This window comes from Corynebacterium striatum ATCC 6940, from assembly GCF_000159135.1.
GTDB lineage: Bacteria > Actinomycetota > Actinomycetes > Mycobacteriales > Mycobacteriaceae > Corynebacterium > Corynebacterium striatum.
Genome location: NZ_GG667521.1, coordinates 266,173 through 287,084 on the forward strand (window position 1 = coordinate 266,173; position 20,912 = coordinate 287,084).

Genomic DNA, 20,912 nt, shown 5'->3' on the forward strand with positions numbered 1-20,912 from the left:
CCTTGCGGGGCCGTGCGCACTGCCTTCTCGGCAGCGATGGGGAAATCTCCGCGCTGTTGCTGATGTGGCGCAAGTGAATCGAATGAGACTTGCGAAATCAATTTCTATCCCATGCACCCCATCGGTCAAGTCGGTGTGGCGGCTTCTGGCGGGGTCAATTCGCCCCCGTTGTAGGGTAAAAAGTGAGGGGTGAAAAAAAGTTTTCTGAAGTGATTTCGAGCGGTTTTGCTATGTCGAAAACTAGCCAGGATCCGTTACGGGTGCGCATATATTCTTAAGCTGAGTCGGTGATCGGATCATTATTTTCGCTGGTAAATAAGTTTCGCCATCAATGTGTTTAATGTCATAGCCTCAAATCTGTAACGCGGCTTATTGCAAACTGGCGAAAATCTCACTCGCGTTTCAACTTGTCTTGGCGCCAGATTGTGACAGAATAGTTTCCCGTGACGCCCACAGAGGGTGTCTGCAAAACCGCAAACCCCTCCGGGCGTATCAAACTTTGATTCCCGGAATTCACATATAGGAGCTTCATAATGGATCTCTCCCTCGTTCAGACCCACCTCGACAACTTCGTTGACACCTGGAAGGGCTGGAACAGCGTGTTCACTGGCCTGAACGGTTTCCTGAACCTGTTCCTGGGCGGCGACGCTGCTCCGATCAAGGGCCTCTCCTCCACCTGGGAAGCCTTCAAGGGCCTCCACTCTTCCAAGTAAGACTTGGTTTCAATCTTCATTCGATTTTTTAAATTTAAGGAGACACTATGTCTGACTTCTCTTCCCAGTTCGCAGCCTCCTCTGAGGGCATCCTCCAGCCGCTGAAGTTCATCTTCGACCTGGCCTACAAGATCGTTGGCCCGCTGGTTGAAGCTGCTGACGGCGCTTCCAAGCTGATCGGTATGTTCGTCTAAGAACATCCCTATCGCGTAAGCGATTTCTAAGAGCCTCACCTTTTGGTGGGGCTCTTTTGCTATGTCTGGGTGGGGGAGGACTTAGGGGTAAATCGGTGGAGTTGCAGTGTAATTCAACGCGCCGAATGGTTGGGTGACCGGTAAACTTTTAAGTATGGCTGACATTAAAGACGACGAACTTCCTGAGATTGACCTTGCTAAGACCGACGGCTACGTCGTCGATGATTCTGACGAGGACGACCCGGCCCTCATCATGCCGGATGGTTCGCCAATTGAAACCTGGCGAGAGAACTACCCGTACGAAGAGCGCTTGTCGCGCGATGAGTATGAGAGCACCAAGCGTGCGCTCCAAATCGAGCTGCTGAAGTGGCAGAACTGGACCAAAGAAACCGGTCAGCGCCACATCATCTTGTTTGAGGGCCGTGACGCAGCCGGCAAGGGTGGCACCATCAAGCGCTTTAATGAGCACCTCAACCCACGTGGTGCGCGCACCGTCGCATTGGAAAAGCCGTCCCCACGTGAGTCGACCTCTTGGTACTTCCAGCGCTATATTCAGCACTTCCCAGCCGGCGGCGAAATCGTTTTCTTCGACCGCTCCTGGTACAACCGTTCCGGCGTCGAACGCGTCATGGGTTTTTGCACCGAGTCCCAGCACGCAGAGTTCCTGCGCGAAGTCCCGATGCTTGAAAACATGATTCTTGGCTCTGGTATTTCCCTGACCAAGCTGTGGTTCTCCGTCACTCGTAAGGAACAGCGCACCCGCTTCGCTATTCGCCAGATTGACCCAGTGCGCCAGTGGAAGCTTTCCCCGATGGATCTGGCTTCCCTCGATAAGTGGGATGATTACACCCGCGCCAAGGAAGAGCAGTTCCGCTACACGGATACCGAAGAGTCCCCGTGGATCACCATCAAGTCCAACGACAAGAAGCGCGCCCGCATCAACGCTATGCGCTACGTGCTCTCTAAGTTTGAGTACACCAACAAGGACCACGAGGTAGTTGGCGAGCCTGACCCGCAAATCGTTATGCGTGGTCGCGATCAAATTGGTGATTAAATTCGATGTCTAGCCTCGTCGCCGCCGTCGAACTCGAGAGTGGCATGTGGAGCGTACGCCTCACGCGTGCAGAAAAACGCAACGCGTTAAGCGTGGCGCTCTGCAAGGACTTGTCAATGGCATTAGACGCTGCGGTTGAAGCAGGCGCGTCGACAGTTCTACTTGAAGCAGACGGCCCCGTGTTCAGCGCGGGCGCTGATCTGACTTCCCAAAATTTTCAAGGCGAGTTGTACCCGACCCTTGAGGCACTCTTCGCAAAGATTGCCCGATTACCGGTCCCTGTCATCGCTTGGATCGAAGGCCCCGCTATCGGTGCCGGAATGATGCTCGCCATGGCTTGCGATATCCGCTTTGTAGCCCCGGCGGCATCCGCCGCCCAAGCCATCAGCTTTAGCTTGCCGGTAGCCAAAATGGGCATCGGCGTTGATCCTGCGACTGTGCGCAATCTTCAGCTGCTTGTCGGCGGCTCATGGGCCCGCCGGATGCTGATTGCCGGGGAGATTCTTAGCTTAGAAGACGCACTGTCTACTGGATTCGCGATCAGCGCAGGTGGTCGCGAGGAAGTTATGGCAGCGGCAGCGCAAATCGGCAAAGGCTCCCCACATACCTTGCTTAATCTCAAGATGGAGTTTGCCACGTCGTCGTCAAGCCCCTTCTCTGAAGAAGAGCGTAACGCTGCCCGTGTAGAAGCGTGGCGGGCGCGTCAGCAGTAAACCGTCCGATACCCCTAGCTGCTAGAGCGGGGGGATTTCCTGCCGGAATTCCGAGACTATGTAGCAGTTAGGGGCGGTCGTAGTTCTAAGGGGCATGCAAGAGAAAGCCGCCCTGATTGCCAAATCGTGGCGCAAATGTGAAAGAAATCGGCGCCAATTTGGCAATCAGGGCGGCTAAGGGGTGAAGCAGCAGCGGGGGCTAAGCCCAGGGCTCAATCGGGTTACCCTGCCATACCGAGTTGGCGGGCACGCGGTCACCGCGCATAACCAGCGAGCCTGGGCCCACGGTGGCGGCCTTGCCCACCAGCGACGCGGGCAGTGCCACGGAGTGGGACGCTAGCGTGGAGCCGGCCTCAATGGTGACCGTGTCGAGGCTCATCACGCGGTCCTGGAAGAGGTGCGTCTGCACCACGGTGCCTGGACCCACGGAGGCGCCGGCGCCCACAACACACAAGTCGGTTTCCGGGAACCAGTAGGAATCAATCCACGCGCCACCGCCAATCTTGACGCCAAGAGCGCGCAGGCCGAGGTTAATCTCACCGGTGCCCAGCGTGTGCTGGAAGTACCACGGCGCAGCGACTGCCTCCACGAAGGCGTCTTGGAGCTCGTTGAGCCACACGAAGGCGGACCACAGCGGGTGGTCACCCGAGCGGTGTTGGCCCACGCAGATCCACTTCACGGCCACGGTGATCGCCATGCCGACGCCCCCGACGGCCATCAAGATGAGACCGGAGAGCAGCCAGGCGACAGCGATGCCAAAGGAATCGACAAGGGCGTAAAGGCTGGCCAGAACACCGGCCAAGAGCATCGCAGAGGTCATTGGCGCGAGCAAGCGCATCGTCTCCACGACGCCGCGCGCTGCCTTGACCCCGAAGCCCGGGTTGTAGGTCAAAGACTCGCCCTGCACGCCGTCCACGTGTGCTTCGACGCGACGCATGCGCTCCGGCGGGGAGCCCCACCAGTTGGAACCGGACTTGGACTTCTTTGGCGTCGACGAGAGCACTGCAACCAGTGAGTTCTTCGACAGCTTGCGGCCTGGGCCCGTGATTCCGGAGTTGCCCACGAAGGAGCGCTTGCCCACCTTGGTCTCGCCAGTGAGCATCCAGCCGCCGCCGAGTTCGTAGCCGCCGATCATGGTGTCGTCGGCGAGGAACGCACCGTCCTTGATGTCCGTGAGCTTGGGGATCATCACCGCGGTGGAAATCTCCGTGTCCTTGCCGATCTTGGCACCGAGCGTGCGGAACCACAGGGGAGTCAGCTGCGAGGCGTAGAGCGGGAACAAGGTGGTGCGGGCATCGTCCATGAGGCGCTCGATGGACCACAGGCGCCAGCCTGCGGCCGAACGCACCGGAACGACGCCCGGCTTGAGCCCGATGGACAGAATCCGCACGCCCAGCCAGGTCTGCGCCATGTAGAAGGCGAAGGCCACCAGCGCGCCGAATGGGGCGAAGAAGAGGGAGCCGATGAAGTCGTTGCCTTCGGTTACGTGGAGACCCCACGCGACCAACGCCGCGCCGAGACCCAGCGCCACGATGGGCTGGATTGCGAGCAGAATCGAGGTCAGGCCGTAGAAGGCCACCCACCATGGGCGGCGTTTCGGCAGCTCGGAAGGGAATCGGTGCTTGGAGCGGCCCACCTTCTTGGCCGGCGAGCCGGACCAGCGCTGGCCGTCCTTGATTTTCTTCTTGCCGGTAACCGTGGAACCGGCCTCCACGTGGGAGTACTTGCCCACGTTGGTGCCCGGCAGCAGCGTCGAGCGCGCACCGACGCGCGCGCCTTCGGCAACGTTGATGGCGCCGACGTGGAGGATATCGCCGTCGAGCCAGTAGCCGGAGAGGTCCACCTCCGGCTCGATGGCGGCGTGGTCGCCGAGGGCCAGCAGGCCCGTGACCGGCGGCAGGGAGTGCAAGTCGACGCCGCGGCCAATCTTCACGCCCAAGGTGCGGGCATAGTTGTTGACCCAGGTGGCGCCGGCAATAGACCGTGATCCGGAGGCATCGGCCCAGCGCTCAGCGGCCCAGATGCGCAGGTGCGTCGAGCCGCCGCGCGGATAGTCACCGGGCTCAATTCCGCTGGTGAGAAGGCGTGCTCCGTAGCCGCCGATAGGGATGCGGCCAATTGGGGTGGTGAAGACGATGACCATGACAGCCACCATCCACCACGGGGTGGTCAGCGCCCAGTCCGCGCCGACGGCGTGGGCGAGGTTGGAGCCCAGCAGCAGCCAGGCCAGCCAGGAGGTGGCAGCCAGGGTCATCACCGGGACCTGGATGAGGGTCTGCAGCGCGCGGGTGCGGCCGCTGACCTTGCGCACGGAGCGCGGGGCGACGGTGGCGGGGCGCTCCTCAGCGCCTCCGATGTGCTCGGCGAGGGAGCCGAGGCGTGGGTGGTCGTAGAGATCCCGCACGGCCACGGTGGGGTAGCGCTCGCGGATGCGGCCCACGAGCGTCGCGGCGGCCAGGGAGGTGCCGCCCAAGGAGAAGAAGTCCGCGTTCTCGTCGGAGACGGAAACACCGAGGGTTTCGACCCACAGCTGCGCCAGCCACTCCTCGGTCTGGGTAAGACCTGCAGCTTCCACACCAACGCCTGGCAGCGGCCACGGCAGGGCCTTCTTGTCCACTTTGCCGGAGGTGCGGATGGGCAGCTCCTCCATCACACAGATGCGAGGGACCAAGGCTGCAGGCATGGTCTCAGCGAGACGATCGTGCGCGGCTTGCTGGTCGAAGCCCTTTGCTTCGTCCTCGAGGGACACATAGCCCACCAGCACGGATTCGCCGCCTGGCGTCTTTTGTACGGCTACGGCCGAGTTATAGACGTTGGGCAACGCGGCGACGTTGGCCTCGACCTCACCGAGCTCGATGCGGCGGCCGCCAATCTTGACTTGGTCGTCCACGCGGCCCACGAAGTAAAGGCCGTCTTCCTCCAAGCGCACGTGGTCGCCCGTGCGGTAGGCACGCTGCCACGCCATGGACTGCAGCGGCGCGTACTTTTCTGCGTCCTTGGCTGGGTCCAGGTAGCGGGCGAGTCCCACGCCACCGATGACGAGTTCGCCGACCTCGCCGAGGCCCACGGGGAAGCCTTGCTTGTCGACGACCACCAAGTCCCAGCCGTTCAAAGGCAAACCGATGGACACGGGGTGGCCTGGCAGCATGCGCTGCGCGCAGGCCACGACGGTGGCCTCGGTCGGGCCGTAGGTATTCCACATCTCACGGTCATCGGTTGCCAGACGATCCACCAGTTCCTGGGAGCAGGCTTCGCCGCCGACGATGAGCAGGCGAATGTTGTCGAGCGCCTCGGCTGGCCACAGGCCCGCCAAGGTAGGGACGGTGGACACGACGGTGATGTCGCGGCGGATGAGCCAGGGCCCTAAGTCCATGCCGGAGCGGACCAGGGAACGTGGCGCGGGTACCAGACAGGCGCCGTGGCCCCAGGCTAGCCACATCTCTTCGCAGGAGGCGTCAAAGGCTACGGAGAGGCCTGCGAGGACGCGGTCGTCGGGGCCGAGCGGGCCGTGCGGATGATCCACGAGGAAAAGGGCCGCCTCAGCGTCGACAAACGCGGCCGCGGAGCGGTGGCTGACGGCCACACCCTTGGGCTTGCCGGTGGAGCCGGAGGTAAAGATGATCCAGGCGGTATCGTCCGGGGTCGGCACGCCGGCCTCGTCGCCTCTTGCTGCGGGGCGCTGCGGACGCAGGGAGCGGAAGCCTTCGTCGCTGAACACGCCGTCGATGTCGGCCTCGCCGAAGACCATCTCGGCGCGCTCGTCGGGGTCGTCCGCGTCGACCGGCACATAGGCTGCGCCCGCAGCCAAGGTGGCCAGAATCGCGAGATAGAGCTCTCGCTTGCCGGAGGTCATGCGGATGCCGATGCGGTCGCCGCGGCGTACGCCGTTGGCGCGCAGCTCGCTGGCCCACGCCTCGACATCGGTGATCAGCTCGGAATAGGTGAGCACCTCGCCGTCGTCAAGCGCGGCGGCGTCGGGATGCAGCTCAGCAGTAGTGCAAATGATGTCCCAGAGCGTGCGTTCGCGTGGGGCATGCTCGCCCAGCAGGTACTGCTCGGGGACGTGAATGATTCCGGCGCCAGGCTGGTGCGCGTCTAAGGGGTCCTCGGGCAGCGCGTGGCGCCCGGTACTCTTTTCATCTTCCGCCATTTAAGCATCATCCTCGTTAGGGCCGATGATGGCGGTGGCGAGCTTACGCAGGTGCTTGAGCTGCTTGGAGGTGGACTCGTCGAGGGCGGCGTCCTCGGCGGCCGCGACGAGATCGGCAAGCTCCTTGTGCGCCTTGACGCCCTTCTTGGTCGACGCCACGATTTGGCGGCGGCGATCCTTGGGGTCGCGCTCGCGCTTGGCCCAGCTGCGCTCCTCGAGAGAGTCGATGAGGCGAACCATGTCGGAGGCGTCGATGGCTAGGGTCTCCGAAAGGGCCGACTGGGAGGCGACGTCGCCGTCGACGAGGCAGGTCAATACCCAGTACTCGCGGATGGTGGTCTGGCGGGCGCTGAGCGCTTGCTCGACGCCGTCGCGGGTGCGGCGGCGGAGGCGCTCGAGCTGGAAGGAAGGAGATTCGAGGAGAGCGTTGGGGATTGAAATAGTCGTAGCCATACAGATAAGGCTAGACGCCCCAACGTAAGAATCCTAAATTATGGGTAAGTCCCCATTGTTTATTTTCATTTGTCGTCGTAGACGGTGGGCATGCCCTGCGCAATCCAGGCGTCGGTGCCGCCGAGCACGTTGATGACGTCCCAGCCGCGAGCCTGCTCGAGGTACTGGCCCACTTGGACGCTGCGGCCGCCGGCGTGGCAGATCAAAAAGATGTCGCGGTCCAGATCGATTTCGTCGAGGCGACCCACGATTTCACTCATCGGAATATGAGTCGCGCCCTTCGCGTGCTCTACCTCCCACTCGTGCTGCTCGCGGACGTCGATGAGCTGTGCGCCTTCTGGTACCTGGTTTGGTTCAACGTTTTCCATAGGCCCCAGCCTACCGGTGCGGCGAGCTGGGGGACTCCCATACGCAATTTGCCAAATAGTGCCCTTGAAACTGCAGTTTTTGAAGCCTTAGATGGCAAAATGTGCCTTAAAGGGAGAGTTAGCGGTTTGCGGAGAGGAGTGCGCGCCACGGTGGGGCTACCTCACCGTGGCGGCGACTATTGCGCTGCTTGCGTTGGCCGCCGCTAGTAAAACCCTCCTTGCTCGTGGCTCCAGAGAAAGTGCCAGTCCCACGGCGGGCGGAGATAGCTCTTCTTGCCGTGGGCAATGGCGAGTACTTGCTGCACTACTTTGTCGCAGTGGTGCTTTATGGTCGTGGCCGTGTAGTGGAGAGGAATCCAGCCGCGGTGGGTGGCGTCGTTAAGCTTTTGGCGATCTAGTTCGAAACGCTGTCTAGTCTCGCCGCTGTGATAGGCATAGCCGTCCACCTCGATGGCGATGCGATGCTTATCGAGTCGCAGGTCCCAGCGGTAGGGGCCAATCATTGCGTTGTTGCGGACCTCAAAGTACGGCTCGAGGGCGCGGGTGAGCCGGCGCTCGGGCACCGAATCCGCGCCGAGGATGGCCCGTTCCAACACGCGCCGGGTGTGGGCTGGAAACCTCGGGAAGTCCAGCTCCCAGAGCTTGAGCCGCTCCCGTGCGTGCTTGCCGGGTAGCAGATGCTCGAGGAAATCCACCGCGTGATTTTCTTCCATTATTTCGAGGGCCTGGAGCGGGTTGCACACGTTGACTTCGTCGTAGGGGAATACGCCCTTGGGCTGTGCGCGGCGGCTTTTGAAGTAGGTGCTCTCGGGCAGCCGGTTGGCGCGGATTAGCTGCAGCGGAAACTTAAGGCGCTGGTTTAGGTGCTTGGCCGCGGCGGAGTAGCCGTCGAGCGCGCTATCGGGCCAACGCCGGGTGAGGATCTCCGCGAGTTGGTGCGGGCTTGGCTCCGCAGAGAGGTAGAGCCCGTGGCAGATCTTGAGCCCGCCGCGGCGTGAGGCATTTCTGCCCGTGTAAATTTCCATCGCTTCCCCCCTCGATGGTGCTTCTAGGCCTTCGCGTTGTTCCCCTGAAAACGCGAAAGGTACATTTTGCCAAATAGTGGGCGAAAATCCGCGGGTTTCAAGCCCTTACTTGGCAAAATGTACCTCAGAAGTGCGAAGCTGTCGCGCCAGGGGGCGCCAGAGGCGCTCGGCCCCAAGCCTTACTTGTGGCGAGCGATAGCCTCTTCGAGGATCTTTTCCGCCTCAGCCTTGTCGCCCCAGCCGGAACCGGTAACTTCCTTGTTCGGCTCCAGGTCCTTGTAGTGGACGAAGAAGTGCTCGATCTCGTCCTTGATGGAGTCCTCAACATCGTTGATGTCCTGGTAGCGCTCCCAGCGCGGATCATCGATGACGCAAAGCAGCTTGTCGTCGCCGCCAGCCTCGTCGGTCATCTTGAAGACGCCGAGGACGCGAGCCTCAACAACAACGCCCGGGAAAACTGGCTCCGGCAGGATGACCAGCGCATCGAGCGGGTCGCCGTCCTCACCGAGGGTGTGGTCGATGAAACCGTAGTCAGCCGGGTAGGCCATCGGGGTGAACAGGTAACGGTCAAGGAAGACCTTGCCGGTCTCGTGGTCAACCTCGTACTTGTTGCGGGAGCCCTTTGGGATCTCGATGGTAACTTGCACGCTCACTGCGAATTCCTCCATTGGGAAGTTGTCTGTCAATTGCTCCCAATAGTCTACCGTGCCGTGCAATCGCGCTAGGGTGAAAGGCGATGAAAGCGAAGCACATGTGGTGGACAGGCACGGCCGTGGTGATGGCCGCTGCCATTGCAGGCACGGCTGTCCTAGGCGTAAACATCCAGCGCACCTACAACGGACTGGACCACGGCACGCCCTACTCGCAGGAGGCGCCGGTGACTCCCTTGCAGGTCGCGGAACCAGGCGAGGTGGATTTGATGGCGTTGAAGGGCAGGCTCAATGAGTTGGGCAAGGACCCGGCCTTGGCCACCTTTGGCGGGCAGGTCATCGACACCACCACTGGCGAGGTCGTGTGGGACCGCGATGCCGCGCGCCCCCTGACACCCGCTTCCTCCACGAAGGTCCTCACGCTGGCTGCCGCGACGTTGGCGCTCGACGAGGACGAGCGGATAATCACCCAGGTCATGCAGGGGGAGAAGGAAGGCACCGTGGTGCTGCGCGCGGCTGGCGACGTCTGGATGACCTCCGAACAGCTCGACGATTTGGCCTCGCAGGTGGGTAAGGCTGACGAGGTCATTCTCGACACCAGCGCCTGGGCGGGCGCCCCGCAGGCACCGGGCTGGGACCCGGAGAATGTCGATGAGGGATTCGTCGCACCGATGGAGCCCATCATGCTCTACGGCGGTCGCCTGGGCAAGACCACTGGCGACGTCCCGCGCAGCCACACCCCTGCCCAGGACCTAGCGAAGGCCCTGGCCAAGCGGCTGGGGACCGACAAAGTCAGCCAGGGCACTGCGCCGCAGGCCGGCGTGGTGCTGGGCGAGGTGCAGTCCGCGCCGCTGTCTGAGCGCGCGCAGGACGCCGCGAAGGATTCGGACAACGTCATGGCTGAGGCCATCGGACGCGAGCTGGCGATCGCGCGCGGCAAGGAGCCGAGCTTCGCCGGTGCTGCCGAGGCCACCCTCGAGGTGCTGAAGGTTAACAAGATTGACGTCACGGGGGTGACGATCAAGGACAACTCTGGCCTCTCCACCGAAAACCGCATATCGGCCGCGGTGCTCACGCAAATCATGAACATGGCCACAGAGACCGACGAGCTGCGCCCATTGCTAGGCTACCTGCCGCTGGCTGGTGGCGACGGAACGCTGTACACCCGCTATGGCGATTCCGGAGCACGCGGCTTCGTGCGCGCCAAGACCGGCACGCTGACTGGCGTCTCCGCCTTGGCCGGCACTGCGCAGGGCAACTCCGGCCGCGTGTACGCCTTCGCTTTCCTAGTCAACGACGGAGACATCCTTGGCGCCCGCAAGGCGCAAGACGCCCTGGCCAGCGCGCTCCATGACTTCTAGGTTCACGGGCACGCCATTTTGGCCGCGGGTCTCGCCAAACTTTCTGGCCTGCCGACGCGCGGTCGCTGACTTCGCCGCGTGCCGGGAAATCGCTGTGGGGCTTTCGGGAGGCGCCGACTCGCTGGCGCTGACTGCCGCGCTGGTAGCCGAGGGCTTCGACGTCGAGGCGTTGTGCATCGACCATGGTCTGCAGGACGGATCGGCCGAGCAGGCGGCGAAGGCCGCGGCGCAGGCTGAGACCTTGGGGGCGCGTGCGCGGGTGCTGAAGGTGGACGTCGCGAAGCAAGGCTCCATGGAGGCTGCCGCGCGAGTGGCTCGCTACCGCGCGTTCGCGGCTGCTACCGACGCCCCCGTTGCCGTGGCACACACCGCCGACGACCAAGCAGAAACCCTGTTGCTGGGCGCGCTGCGCGGCAAGGTCGCCGGCATGCTGCCCACGGCCGAGATTGAGGGCGTGCAGGTGGTACGCCCTCTGCTCACCGTGCGCCGCGCGCAGACCCTCGGCGCCTGCGAGGAACTGGGGCTTGAGCCCTGGTACGACCCGCAGAATTCCGACACCAACTTCCGCCGGGTGGCTCTGCGCCACGACATCATTCCGCGGCTCACGGATCTGGTCGGTGGGGACGTGGTGCCAGCACTCGCGCAGGCGGCTGCCGACGCCGCCCGCGACGACGAGTTCCTCAGCGTCAGTATGGATATCGCTGCGCCCGAAATGGATGCAGCCGAGCTCGCTGCCCTTGCTGAGCCGGTGCGCCGTCGCACCATCGCCGCGTGGCTGAACGCGCAGGGCGTGGAGGTGACGCGGGAGGCTGTGCGCGGAGTCGACAAGCTGTGCGTCGACTGGCACGGGCAAGGGGGAGTAGCTGTGAGTTACCCGCAAACAATCAAAACTATGGGGCAAAGGTTGGAAGTGTCACGCGTTGGTGGCAAACTGGCACTATTGTCCGGTCACTAAAGGAGCGCACGCGTGCACGACAAGAAAGATTTCAACGTCCCAGCAAACCCCTACGGCGAAGACGTCGAAGCAATCCTCATCGGCGAGGATGAACTGCAAGCCAGGATTCAAGAGATGGCGGACAGCGTTTCCGCTAAATATAAGGACGCAGAGGATGAGCTGATTCTCGTTTGCGTGCTCAAGGGAGCCGTCTTCTTCATGACGGACTTTGCGCGCAAGCTGTCGATTCCGTCCCAGCTGGAATTCATGGCTGTGTCCTCCTACGGCAATGCCACATCCTCCTCCGGCGTGGTCCGCATTCTCAAGGACTTGGACCGCGACATCGAGGATTGCGACGTTCTCATCGTTGAGGACATCATCGACTCCGGCCTGACCTTGTCGTGGCTCATCCGCAACCTGAAGGGCCGCAACCCGCGTTCCCTCGAGGTTGTCACCTTGCTGCGTAAGCCTGAAGTTATCCGCGCAGAGATCGATCTGCTCGACGTCGGATTCGATATCCCTAACGAGTTCGTCATCGGTTACGGCCTCGATTATGCGGAGCGTTACCGCGACCTGCCCTACGTCGGCACTTTGCACCCTGACGTGTACACCAACAAATAGGTACTGATGAAAAACAAGAATGTCCTCCGCTACGGCGGAATCGCAGCGCTCGTTTTGGTTGCGCTGTATGCATTTACCTTCTTCACTAATGACTCCCGCAGCTACATGCGGGTGGATACTTCTGTGGCGATGAAGCAGCTCAGCGATAAGAACGTCGCTGAGGCGCAAATCGACGACCGCGAACAACAGGTACGCCTCAAGCTCAAGAAACCGGTCACGGTGGAGGAACGCGAGGGCGTTGAAGAGGTCATCGCCAAGTATCCGGCACGTGCCTCCGAGCAGATTTTCAACTCGGTAGAGGACTCCGGGGCGGAGAAGTACCAGACCAAGGTCACCCAGGAATCCTTCTTGGGCTCCATGGTCAGCTTCTTGCTGCCGATGATCATCTTGTTCGCGTTCCTCTTCTGGTTTATGTCCCGCATGCAGCAAAACGGCGGCGGCATGTTCGGCATCGGAGGTAACAAGGCCAAGCAACTGACCAAGGACATGCCCACCAACACGTTTGCGGACGTCGCTGGCGCGGACGAGGCAGTTGACGAGCTGCAGGAAATCAAGGACTTCTTGGATGACCCAGAGCGCTACCATGCACTCGGTGCGAAGATTCCGCGCGGCGTGCTGCTTTATGGCCCTCCGGGAACCGGTAAGACGCTGCTGGCGCGCGCCGTCGCGGGTGAGGCGGGCGTTCCTTTCTTCTCCATCTCGGGTTCCGACTTCGTGGAGATGTTCGTTGGCGTGGGCGCCTCCCGCGTGCGCGATCTGTTCAAGCAGGCGAAGGAAAACAGCCCCTGCATCATCTTCGTCGATGAGATCGACGCCGTGGGTCGCCAGCGCGGCTCCGGCACCGGCGGTGGACACGATGAGCGCGAGCAGACCCTGAACCAGCTGCTCGTGGAGATGGACGGCTTCGGCGACCGTGAGGGTGTCATCCTCATTGCCGCGACCAACCGTCCGGATATTCTGGACCCGGCGTTGCTGCGCCCGGGCCGCTTCGACCGCCAGATTCCGGTCACTAACCCAGACCTGGCTGGCCGCGAGGAGATTCTGCGCGTCCACGCTAAGGACAAGCCTTTGGCCAAGGAAGTCGATGTGGCGCAGCTGGCCAAGCGCACTGCCGGTATGTCCGGCGCTGACTTGGCTAACGTTCTTAACGAGGCGGCACTGTTGACCGCGCGTATCGGCGGCAACGTCATTACTTATGACGCCCTCGAAGAGGCCACCGACCGCGTGGTGGGCGGCCCGCGCCGCCAGGGCAAGATCATCTCCGAGCACGAGAAGAAGGTCACGGCCTACCACGAGGGCGGCCACACCTTGGCCGCTTGGGCGCTCAAGGACATCGAGCGCGTTTACAAGGTCACCATCCTGGCCCGTGGCCGCACCGGTGGCCACGCGATGACCTCGCAGGAAGACGACAAGGGTATGTACACCCGCGACGAGCTCTTCTCCCGCTTGGTCTTCGCCATGGGCGGACGTGCCGCTGAGGAACTCGTATTCGGTGCGCCGACCACGGGTGCTTCTTCCGATATTGAGAACGCCACCAAGATTGCACGCTCCATGCTCACCGAGTACGGCTTCTCACCGGACCTGGGCACCGTGAAGTACGGCAAGGAACAGGGCGACCCATTCGGCTACGGCATGGGTGGCGGCTCCATTGAGTACTCCGACGATGTGGCCGCACGCATCGACGAGCAGATGCGCTACCTGCTCGACCGTGCGCACCAGCAGGCCTACGACATCCTGGCGGAAAACCGTGACTACCTGGATAAGCTCGCGGAAATGCTGTTGGACAAGGAGACCCTGCGTCGTCCGGACCTGGAGGGCATCTTCGAAGGCATCGAGCCGCGCGCGGCTTTCGACGTCTTCCCGAACGAAGATGATCGCTTCCCGCGCCAGGCTGGCCGCGAGCCGGTTAAGACCCCGGCCGAGTTGGCCAAAGAACGCGGGGAGGAGCTTCCGAAGCGCATGACGCTGGTGGAGGCTTCCCGCGCGGCCCGCGAGCGCCGCCTTGCCGGTGAAAGCCAGGCCGAGGGCGAGATTGGCTTCAGCTTTGGCCAGCACGCCGGCGACAAGGTGGAGGGTAAAAACACCTTCTTCGCGCCGGAAGAGGCCGCGCCGAGCGATCGCCCCACCTCCGAGATCCCACGCGTCGGTGGCCGCCACTCCAAGCCGCAGGAACCAAGCGATCAGTGGTCCAGCTACGGCGAGGAACAGCGCGCGAATAACCCTTACAACGGCACTAAGAAGGACGACAATGAGCGATAACATCCCAGCTAAGGGAGAATTCGACCAAGCCCGCGCCGAAGCGGCCGTGCGGGAACTGCTCATTGCGGTGGGCGAGGACCCCGACCGCGAAGGCCTCCAAGAGACCCCGGCCCGCGTCGCCCGCGCCTATAAGGAAGTCTTCGCCGGGCTGCACGCCGACCCCACCGAGGTCCTCCACAAGACCTTCGCGGAAGAGCACCAGGAGCTGGTCCTCGTGCGTGATATCCCGATTTATTCCACCTGCGAGCACCACCTCGTGCCTTTCTACGGCGTGGCACACATCGGCTACATCCCTGGCCCCGACGGTCAGGTCACCGGCCTGTCCAAGTTGGCTCGCCTGGCGGACATGTACGCCAAGCGCCCGCAGGTCCAGGAGCGCCTGACCTCCCAAATCGCTAATGCGCTTGTCGACGTCCTCCATGCCCAATCCGTCATCGTGGTCATCGAATGCGAGCACCTGTGCATGGCGATGCGCGGCATCCGCAAGCCAGGCGCCACCACCACAACCTCGGCTGTGCGCGGCGGTTTCAAGAGCAACGCCGCATCCCGCGCCGAGGTTATGAGCCTCATTAGGAGCTAGCAATGGCAGTTAGTGACTTGACCGTCCCCGGCCGCACCTTGGTCATGGGAATCGTGAACGTCACCGAAGATTCTTTTTCCGACGGTGGGCGCTGGATCGACGTCGATGCCGCGCTCGCGCATGCTCACGAGCTGGTCGCCGCGGGCGCTGACATGATCGACGTCGGCGGCGAATCCACCAGGCCGGGAGCGGTGCGTGTGGAGGAGGACGTCGAGAAGCAGCGCGTGGTTCCGGTGATCCGTGCGCTCCACGAAGAGGGAATCAAGACCTCCGTCGACACCATGCGCGCTTCCGTGGCCAGTGCCGCGGCCGAGGCCGGCGTAGACCTCATCAATGATGTCTCTGGCGGCCTCGCGGATAAAGAGATGTACGCCGTGATGGCCGATTCCGGGCTGCCCGTGTGCCTGATGCATTGGCGCACCGTGCAGTTCGGTTCCGCGGCCGGTAGTGCTGACCACGGCGGTGACGTGGTGCGCGACGTGCACGAACGCCTAGCGCAGCTTTCCAGCGCCGCCCTTAAAGCAGGAGTTTCCGCAGACAACATCGTCCTCGACCCGGGCCTGGGCTTTGCCAAGACCCCGCAGGACAACTGGGCGCTGCTCAAGGCACTCCCGAGCTTCCTCGAGGGCGAGTTCCCCATCCTGGTGGGGGCGTCGCGCAAGCGCTTCCTTGCTGCTATCCGCGAGGACCGCGGCGTGGAGTCCTCGCCGCTCCTGGCGGACCCGGCCACTGCTGCGGTGACCGCAATCTCTGCGCAGATGGGCGCGTGGGGCGTGCGCGTGCACGAGGTCGGCGTCTCCCGTGACGCCGTGGACGTGGCCGCCGCCTGGAACGCCGGTCTGGAGTATTCTGGCGGGCTAAACGCCACGGGCAGTTACACCAATGGAAAGGGCAACTGATGGCAGACCGCATTGAACTCACCGGCCTCGAATGCTTTGGTTACCATGGGGTCTTCCCGGAGGAAAAGCGTGAGGGCCAGCCCTTCATCGTGGACGTGACCTGTTGGACGGAATTCCCCACCACCGATGACTTGGCGGGCACGGTTAATTACGCAGAGCTTGCCGACGTCGCGGCCACCATCGTGGAGGGCCCGTCCCGGGACCTCATCGAGACCGTGGCCAACGAGGTCGCGGACACCATCATGCAGCGATTCGACCTGCTGCACGCGGTCGAGGTGACCATCCATAAACCGAAGGCGCCGATTCCGCGCACCTTCGCTGACGTGGCTGTTGTGGCACGGCGTTCCCGAAAGAAGATGGGCTGATGCGCGCGGTATTGTCGATTGGCTCCAACATGGATGACCGCCGCGCGCTGTTGCAGACGGTCTTTGATGAGTTCGCGGAAGAGACCGTCGCGGTCTCGCCCGTGTATTCCACACCGCCGTGGGGAGTGGAGGACCAAGACGAGTTTCTCAATGCAGTGCTCATCGTGGAGGTGAATTCCACACCGATGGAGTTGCTGCGCCGCGGGCAGGGATTGGAACAGGATGCGGAACGCGTGCGCGTGCGCCACTGGGGACCGCGCACGCTCGACGTCGATATCGTGCAGGTAGACGGCATTACTTCCGAAGACCCGGAACTGACCCTCCCGCATCCTTTTGCCCGCGAGCGCGCTTTCGTTCTGGTGCCGTGGTTGGCCGCGGACCCTAAGGCCCGCTTGGGTGATACTGCCGTGGCTGATCTCGTCGCAGGGCTCGACCCGCACGAGGTGGAGCAGGTGAAACCGCTATGAAGCGGACGTCGATTGGCTGGCTCGTGGGCACTGGTCTGTTTGTTGCCGCAGCGGCAGCTATCCTGACCACCCGCTTTTACGGTTCCATGTTGGCCATTCCGGCCACGGTGTCTATTTCGTTGTGGGCCATGGCGTTAGTGTGTGCGTTCCTGACGTGGAAAGTGCGAAGCGCCAAGGAAGACGAGCATGGGATTGGACTGGACAAATCGCAGCTCAACCCGCTGACCATCGCGCAGTTCCTGCTGGTGGGTAAGGCCTCGGCGTGGACGGGTGCCATCGTCGGCGGTGCTTATGCGGGCATGCTGGTTTATGTGTTCCCGCGCGCGGGCGAACTTGTGGCCGCGTCGAGTGACTTGGCTGGGGTTCTCACCTCGGCGCTGGGCGGCGTGGCGTTGTCCGTGGCAGGAGTGGTTTTGGAACGCCATTGTGAGGTCCCGCCCGACGCGCTGGGGAATACTTAGTAAGTCTTTTTCAGCTACGGAATGTAGATTAGTGGGCATGACTGCTCCGAACCCTAATGCTATAAATTCCGCGCCGAAGAAGGCAGATGCTGGTTCTATCGGACTCATTGTCCTAGTGATTCTGGCCGTCATCGCTAGCATGGTCATGCTGATTTCGGGTTCTGCGAGCGCATTGAAGCTGGCGCTCATCGCGGCGTTGTGGGCTGCGGTCTTGGGCTTCTTCTTGGTGGTTCGTTACCGCCGCGAGGCAGCCGAGTCTGCGGCGTTGCTGGAGGCGGAGCGCTCACGTCAGCCTGCGCCGGTGCAGCAGGACTCCGACATCATGGAGGAGATCCGCCGCGAGCTGGCCTCCATTCGCGCCCAGATCGAGGAGCTGTCGGGCCGCGAGTTCACGTATGAGCCGGCCGCGCTGCACGCAGAGGCCCGCCGCATCATGGAGCTGGAGGAAAAGACCCGCGAGCCGGAGGTCAACTTCACCCAGGCTTCCAAGGGAGCACCTACTGCCGACGCCGTCGCTGGTCGCCTTGGCTCGCAGCCATCCGCGCCGCGCACGCCGCAGCACAATCCGCTGGACGACATCATTGCGCAGCGAGTCCAGCAGCGAAATGAACAAAAGGCGCCTGCCCAACAGCCGGTGCCGCCTCAGACCGCACCGAAGCAGCACTTCCCGGCGGGCCAGTCCGCGCAGGTCTCGCCACAGTCCACATTCGATACTGCTTCCTTCCAAACCGTCCGCTGGGACGGCCAGCAGTCCACGCACGCTAAGCAGGAAGCGCCTGCGCAGCAGCGCAGTTGGCAGCAAGCGACGTCGGAAAGCCAGCAGCCTAAGCCAGCGAGCCATAAGCACCGCGCCCCAGAGCAGACCGAGTCCCGTGGACGTCGCCGCAGCGACGAGCCGCGCGAGGGTGCTGTCTCCGTGGCGGAGCTCATGGCGGCGATGAAAAAGAAGAAGTAGATGCGCGCCCCGCGGATGCGCGTGGCGGTCTTCGGCACGTCTAATGCCGGCCGTTTGCTCGCCGTCGAAATGCGAACGGCGGGCCACACCGTCGAGGCGCTTAGCGACCTTAGCGAACTGAGCAACTACCAGGCCCTCATCGTCGCTGTCGGGGACGCGCGCCTTGCACAGGCAGTGGACCTTCTCGAGAGCTACGTGCACAAAGGTCTCATCGTCTTCCACACTTGCCTCTCCCGCGGCGTGCAGGTGCTTGACCCGCTAGAGACCAAGGGCTGCGTCGTGGCCGCAGTCGCCCCATACTCGGCGGAGCGCTGGGCAGTGACCACTGTCGACGAGCTAGGGGAGACCGTCGCCGAGCTGGTCTTGGGGGAGGCGCAGTTCACGGCGGCGTCGTTTAGCGATATCGAAAGGCCCGCCCTCGCCGCCCGCGTGTACTATGCCCAAATGCTGACTCTTCTCGCGGTTGACGCCAACGCGGACGTCTTTGGCGACGGTGCCGATGTCACGGCCGCCCACGGCGACGCACTGACGGCACTCGAAAGCTCCGAGGTCATCGCGGCGTTCCGCAGCCTCGAGGAGCCCGGCATGCGCCGCGCCTACCTCGAAGCCGCCCGCCGCGTTGGCGAGGTCTATCACCGCGAAGAACTAGAAATGTGGGCACTACAGGAGGAAACCCGATGAACGTCGTTGAGGACATCGACCGCATCCGCATGGTGGGCAGCGCCTACCGCAAGACCGGCCGCCGCGTCGTTCTCGTGCCGCTGGGCAAGGGCGTGCACGCGGGCCACCTCGCCCTCATTCAGGCCGCCCGTCGCATCCGCGGCGCCGTTGTGGTCGTCGCGCTCAGCGACCTTACCGATGTGGATGTGCTGGGGGAAGTGGACGTCGTCTGGCATGCCCCCGCTACGCCCGAGCGCACACGCGTCGTCCCGCAGTTTCACGGCATGGAGGACGTGAGCGCAGAACTGACCCGCATCGTGGGGCTCATCGGTGCACTTGCGCCAAGCGACGTCGTCATGGGCGAGAAGGACTACGAGCTCCTCGTGGCCACGCAGCAGGCGTGTACGGACCTGCACCTTGGCGTGCGCGTGCAGGGCGTGCCGGCCGTGCGCATGGCGGACGGCGTGGTGATGAGCCTGCGCAATGCCGACGTGGCGCCGGAAGCCCGCGAGCAGGCGAGCGCCCTGTCCGCCGCACTGACCGCCGGTGCTTATGCCGCGGAGGCGGGCGCCGAGAAGGTGCTGGAGGTCGCCAGCGAGGTGCTGAGCGCCGCGGGCGTGGAGCCGGAGTACCTGGAGCTGCGTGGACGCGACCTCGGCGAGCCGCCCGCGGAGGGGGACGCGCGCCTTTTCGTCGCCGCCACCCTGGGTGGAGTGCGCTTGATCGACAGCGTGGGCCTGCCGCTGGGTATCGGTTTCCGCAATTTGGACAATCAAGACAGCTAGTCTGGAATCCATGAAGATTGGATTCCTTGGCGCGGGAGCCATCGGTGGATATTTTGGCGGCATTCTCGCGCAGGCAGGCCATGAGGTGGGCTTTGTGGCCCGGGGCGAGACGCTGCAGACGCTGCGCACCACGGGTCTGACGCTTATCGACGCCGACGACAAAGAAACTATCCTCCCCGGCCTGCTGGTGGCGGAGACCTTCGCGGAACTCAAGGATCTGCTTGGCGGGCTCGACGTGGCGATTATCGCCTCGAAGGCGCTACCGGGTAACGCGACTTTCGGCCCGGACCCGGAGTCATTGGCGGGGATTCCCGTGGTGACGACCCACAACTCCGTGGAGATTCCCTACCTTGCCGCGGATCTGTTCGGGGAGGAGAATGTTCTGGCCGGCGTCGCCCGCGTGTACGCCACCCGCTTGGGTGCGGCGAAGGTCAAGCGCAATCCCGGTCCGCTGTCGCTGGCGTTTGGGCCGATGGTGCCGGGTACGCTGCCGCAGGGCCAAGCGCTTGCCAGCGCCCTCAACGACGCCGGCGCCCGCGGCAAGTTCCACCCCACGCCGTTGGTGGATGTGTGGGCCAAGGCAATGTTTGTGACCACCACAGGAACGCTGGGCGCGCTGGTGGATAAGCCGATCGGCTATCTCTGCAAAGAGATTCCCGAGCAGCTGGATGCGTTTATGCGCGAGGTGGAGACCGTGGGCCGCGCCATGGGCGTGGAGCTGCCAGAGAAGGTGGTCGAAGAAACCATGGTCTTTGCCCGCCAGCAATACCCGGAGGCCACCTCTTCCATGCAGCGCGACATCAAGGATCGCCTGCCTAACGAACTCGACGCGCAGGTGGGCGCCATTCGCCGCATGGGCCAGCGCGCTGGAGTTGTGACCCCGCTCTTCGACTTTGCTCAGGACGTGTTGGAGGCCCAGCTCCGCAACTAGCGCGCCCGCCCTCAGTAAGCAAATACCCAGGCCTGGAATTGCACCCCTGGAAACCCAGAACTCCTGTTCGCGGTGCGCTGTTACTATTCGCGGTCGGACCGCGACCTTGAGGTCTTGGTAACCAGGCCTGGGTAAATGGAAAGTGGTGGAGTAGCGGCGAGGTAGTGCGCGCCACAAATGCAAATGGTGAGGTCACCCCATAACCACTGAGACCTGTGTTGGCCAGTGTGATTATTGTTGGGTGACCTCACCATTGCGTCCTCACCATTTAGGTTCGCGGTGTCCAAATGGTGAGGACGCTGCGCAAGTGGTGA

General features: G+C 63.0%; 22 protein-coding genes. 17 read left to right on the forward strand and 5 right to left on the reverse strand.

Translation table 11 applies throughout. The annotated features are described in order from the left end of the window. The first annotated feature begins 533 nt into the window (after positions 1–533). From HMPREF0308_RS06340 to HMPREF0308_RS06350, 4 genes are all read left to right on the forward strand, one after another. Entirely contained in the window at positions 534–713 is a 180-nt protein-coding gene (locus tag HMPREF0308_RS06340) for a hypothetical protein (protein WP_005529837.1), read from the forward strand. 47 nt (positions 714–760) lie between these two features. Continuing rightward, positions 761–907: a hypothetical protein gene (locus HMPREF0308_RS13655; RefSeq protein ID WP_005529838.1), complete on the forward strand. Its 147-nt coding sequence runs from the start codon at positions 761–763 to the stop codon at positions 905–907. Positions 908–1,061: 154 nt separating this feature from the next. Next, positions 1,062–1,961: a polyphosphate kinase 2 gene (gene ppk2 / locus HMPREF0308_RS06345; protein WP_005529839.1), complete on the forward strand. Its 900-nt coding sequence runs from the start codon at positions 1,062–1,064 to the stop codon at positions 1,959–1,961. 44 nt (positions 1,962–2,005) lie between these two features. Then, on the forward strand, positions 2,006–2,674 hold the full coding sequence (locus HMPREF0308_RS06350) for an enoyl-CoA hydratase-related protein (RefSeq protein WP_236251978.1): 669 nt from the start codon (positions 2,006–2,008) through the stop codon (positions 2,672–2,674). Between the two features lie 199 nt (positions 2,675–2,873). Here HMPREF0308_RS06350 and HMPREF0308_RS06355 read toward each other — a convergent pair whose 3' ends face one another. The 5 genes from HMPREF0308_RS06355 to HMPREF0308_RS06375 form a co-directional block, all read right to left on the reverse strand. Further along, positions 2,874–6,824, reverse strand: coding sequence for a Pls/PosA family non-ribosomal peptide synthetase (locus HMPREF0308_RS06355; RefSeq protein WP_005529841.1), 3,951 nt, complete (start codon positions 6,822–6,824; stop codon positions 2,874–2,876). Next, the gene (locus HMPREF0308_RS06360) at positions 6,825–7,277 is read right to left on the reverse strand and encodes a MarR family winged helix-turn-helix transcriptional regulator (RefSeq protein ID WP_005529842.1); all 453 of its coding nucleotides are present in this window, start codon (positions 7,275–7,277) and stop codon (positions 6,825–6,827) included. 65 nt (positions 7,278–7,342) lie between these two features. After that, positions 7,343–7,645, reverse strand: coding sequence for a rhodanese-like domain-containing protein (locus HMPREF0308_RS06365; RefSeq protein ID WP_005529843.1), 303 nt, complete (start codon positions 7,643–7,645; stop codon positions 7,343–7,345). A 203-nt stretch (positions 7,646–7,848) separates the two neighbouring features. After that, positions 7,849–8,670 carry a hypothetical protein gene (locus HMPREF0308_RS06370; RefSeq protein ID WP_005529844.1) on the reverse strand — a complete coding sequence of 274 codons (822 nt, stop codon included), beginning with the start codon at positions 8,668–8,670 and terminating at the stop codon, positions 7,849–7,851. 179 nt (positions 8,671–8,849) lie between these two features. Beyond that, a complete protein-coding gene (locus tag HMPREF0308_RS06375) occupies positions 8,850–9,323 on the reverse strand; it encodes an inorganic diphosphatase (protein ID WP_034657157.1) in 474 nt (157 codons plus the stop codon). A gap of 83 nt (positions 9,324–9,406) precedes the next feature. Here HMPREF0308_RS06375 and dacB point away from each other — a divergent pair, with 83 nt between their 5' ends. Genes dacB through HMPREF0308_RS06440 form a run of 13 tightly spaced genes read left to right on the forward strand, consistent with a single transcriptional unit; the run spans position 9,407 to position 20,598 of the window. Continuing rightward, positions 9,407–10,681, forward strand: a complete 1,275-nt coding sequence (dacB, locus tag HMPREF0308_RS06380) for a D-alanyl-D-alanine carboxypeptidase/D-alanyl-D-alanine endopeptidase (protein WP_005529846.1) — start codon at positions 9,407–9,409, stop codon at positions 10,679–10,681. Beyond that, entirely contained in the window at positions 10,671–11,636 is a 966-nt protein-coding gene (gene tilS / locus HMPREF0308_RS06385; protein ID WP_005529847.1) for a tRNA lysidine(34) synthetase TilS, read from the forward strand. Before dacB ends, tilS begins: the two co-directional genes overlap by 11 nt. Before the next feature lie 12 nt (positions 11,637–11,648). After that, positions 11,649–12,236, forward strand: coding sequence for a hypoxanthine phosphoribosyltransferase (gene hpt, locus HMPREF0308_RS06390; RefSeq protein ID WP_005529848.1), 588 nt, complete (start codon positions 11,649–11,651; stop codon positions 12,234–12,236). Between the two features lie 6 nt (positions 12,237–12,242). Next, positions 12,243–14,495: an ATP-dependent zinc metalloprotease FtsH gene (gene ftsH, locus HMPREF0308_RS06395; RefSeq protein ID WP_005529849.1), complete on the forward strand. Its 2,253-nt coding sequence runs from the start codon at positions 12,243–12,245 to the stop codon at positions 14,493–14,495. Then, the gene (folE, locus tag HMPREF0308_RS06400) at positions 14,485–15,075 is read left to right on the forward strand and encodes a GTP cyclohydrolase I FolE (RefSeq protein ID WP_005529850.1); all 591 of its coding nucleotides are present in this window, start codon (positions 14,485–14,487) and stop codon (positions 15,073–15,075) included. Before ftsH ends, folE begins: the two co-directional genes overlap by 11 nt. Positions 15,076–15,077: 2 nt before the next feature. Beyond that, positions 15,078–15,974 (forward strand): dihydropteroate synthase, encoded by an 897-nt coding sequence (gene folP / locus HMPREF0308_RS06405; protein WP_005529851.1) that lies wholly within the window; start codon positions 15,078–15,080, stop codon positions 15,972–15,974. Then, positions 15,974–16,339, forward strand: a complete 366-nt coding sequence (gene folB / locus HMPREF0308_RS06410) for a dihydroneopterin aldolase (RefSeq protein WP_005529852.1) — start codon at positions 15,974–15,976, stop codon at positions 16,337–16,339. Before folP ends, folB begins: the two co-directional genes overlap by 1 nt. After that, positions 16,339–16,806, forward strand: coding sequence for a 2-amino-4-hydroxy-6-hydroxymethyldihydropteridine diphosphokinase (folK, locus tag HMPREF0308_RS06415; RefSeq protein ID WP_005529853.1), 468 nt, complete (start codon positions 16,339–16,341; stop codon positions 16,804–16,806). The genes folB and folK overlap by 1 nt, the downstream gene beginning before the upstream one ends. Beyond that, entirely contained in the window at positions 16,803–17,267 is a 465-nt protein-coding gene (locus HMPREF0308_RS06420) for a DUF3180 domain-containing protein (protein WP_005529854.1), read from the forward strand. The genes folK and HMPREF0308_RS06420 overlap by 4 nt, the downstream gene beginning before the upstream one ends. A 37-nt stretch (positions 17,268–17,304) precedes the next feature. Next, positions 17,305–18,222: a DUF6779 domain-containing protein gene (locus HMPREF0308_RS06425; RefSeq protein ID WP_005529855.1), complete on the forward strand. Its 918-nt coding sequence runs from the start codon at positions 17,305–17,307 to the stop codon at positions 18,220–18,222. Then, positions 18,223–18,903, forward strand: coding sequence for a 6PGD fold domain-containing protein (locus HMPREF0308_RS06430; RefSeq protein WP_005529856.1), 681 nt, complete (start codon positions 18,223–18,225; stop codon positions 18,901–18,903). It abuts the gene before it with no gap. Beyond that, entirely contained in the window at positions 18,900–19,667 is a 768-nt protein-coding gene (locus HMPREF0308_RS06435) for a pantoate--beta-alanine ligase (protein ID WP_005529858.1), read from the forward strand. Before HMPREF0308_RS06430 ends, HMPREF0308_RS06435 begins: the two co-directional genes overlap by 4 nt. Positions 19,668–19,677: 10 nt before the next feature. Continuing rightward, complete coding sequence (locus HMPREF0308_RS06440; RefSeq protein WP_005529860.1) at positions 19,678–20,598, forward strand: 2-dehydropantoate 2-reductase; 921 nt, start codon at positions 19,678–19,680, stop codon at positions 20,596–20,598. Positions 20,599–20,912: the final 314 nt, after the last annotated feature.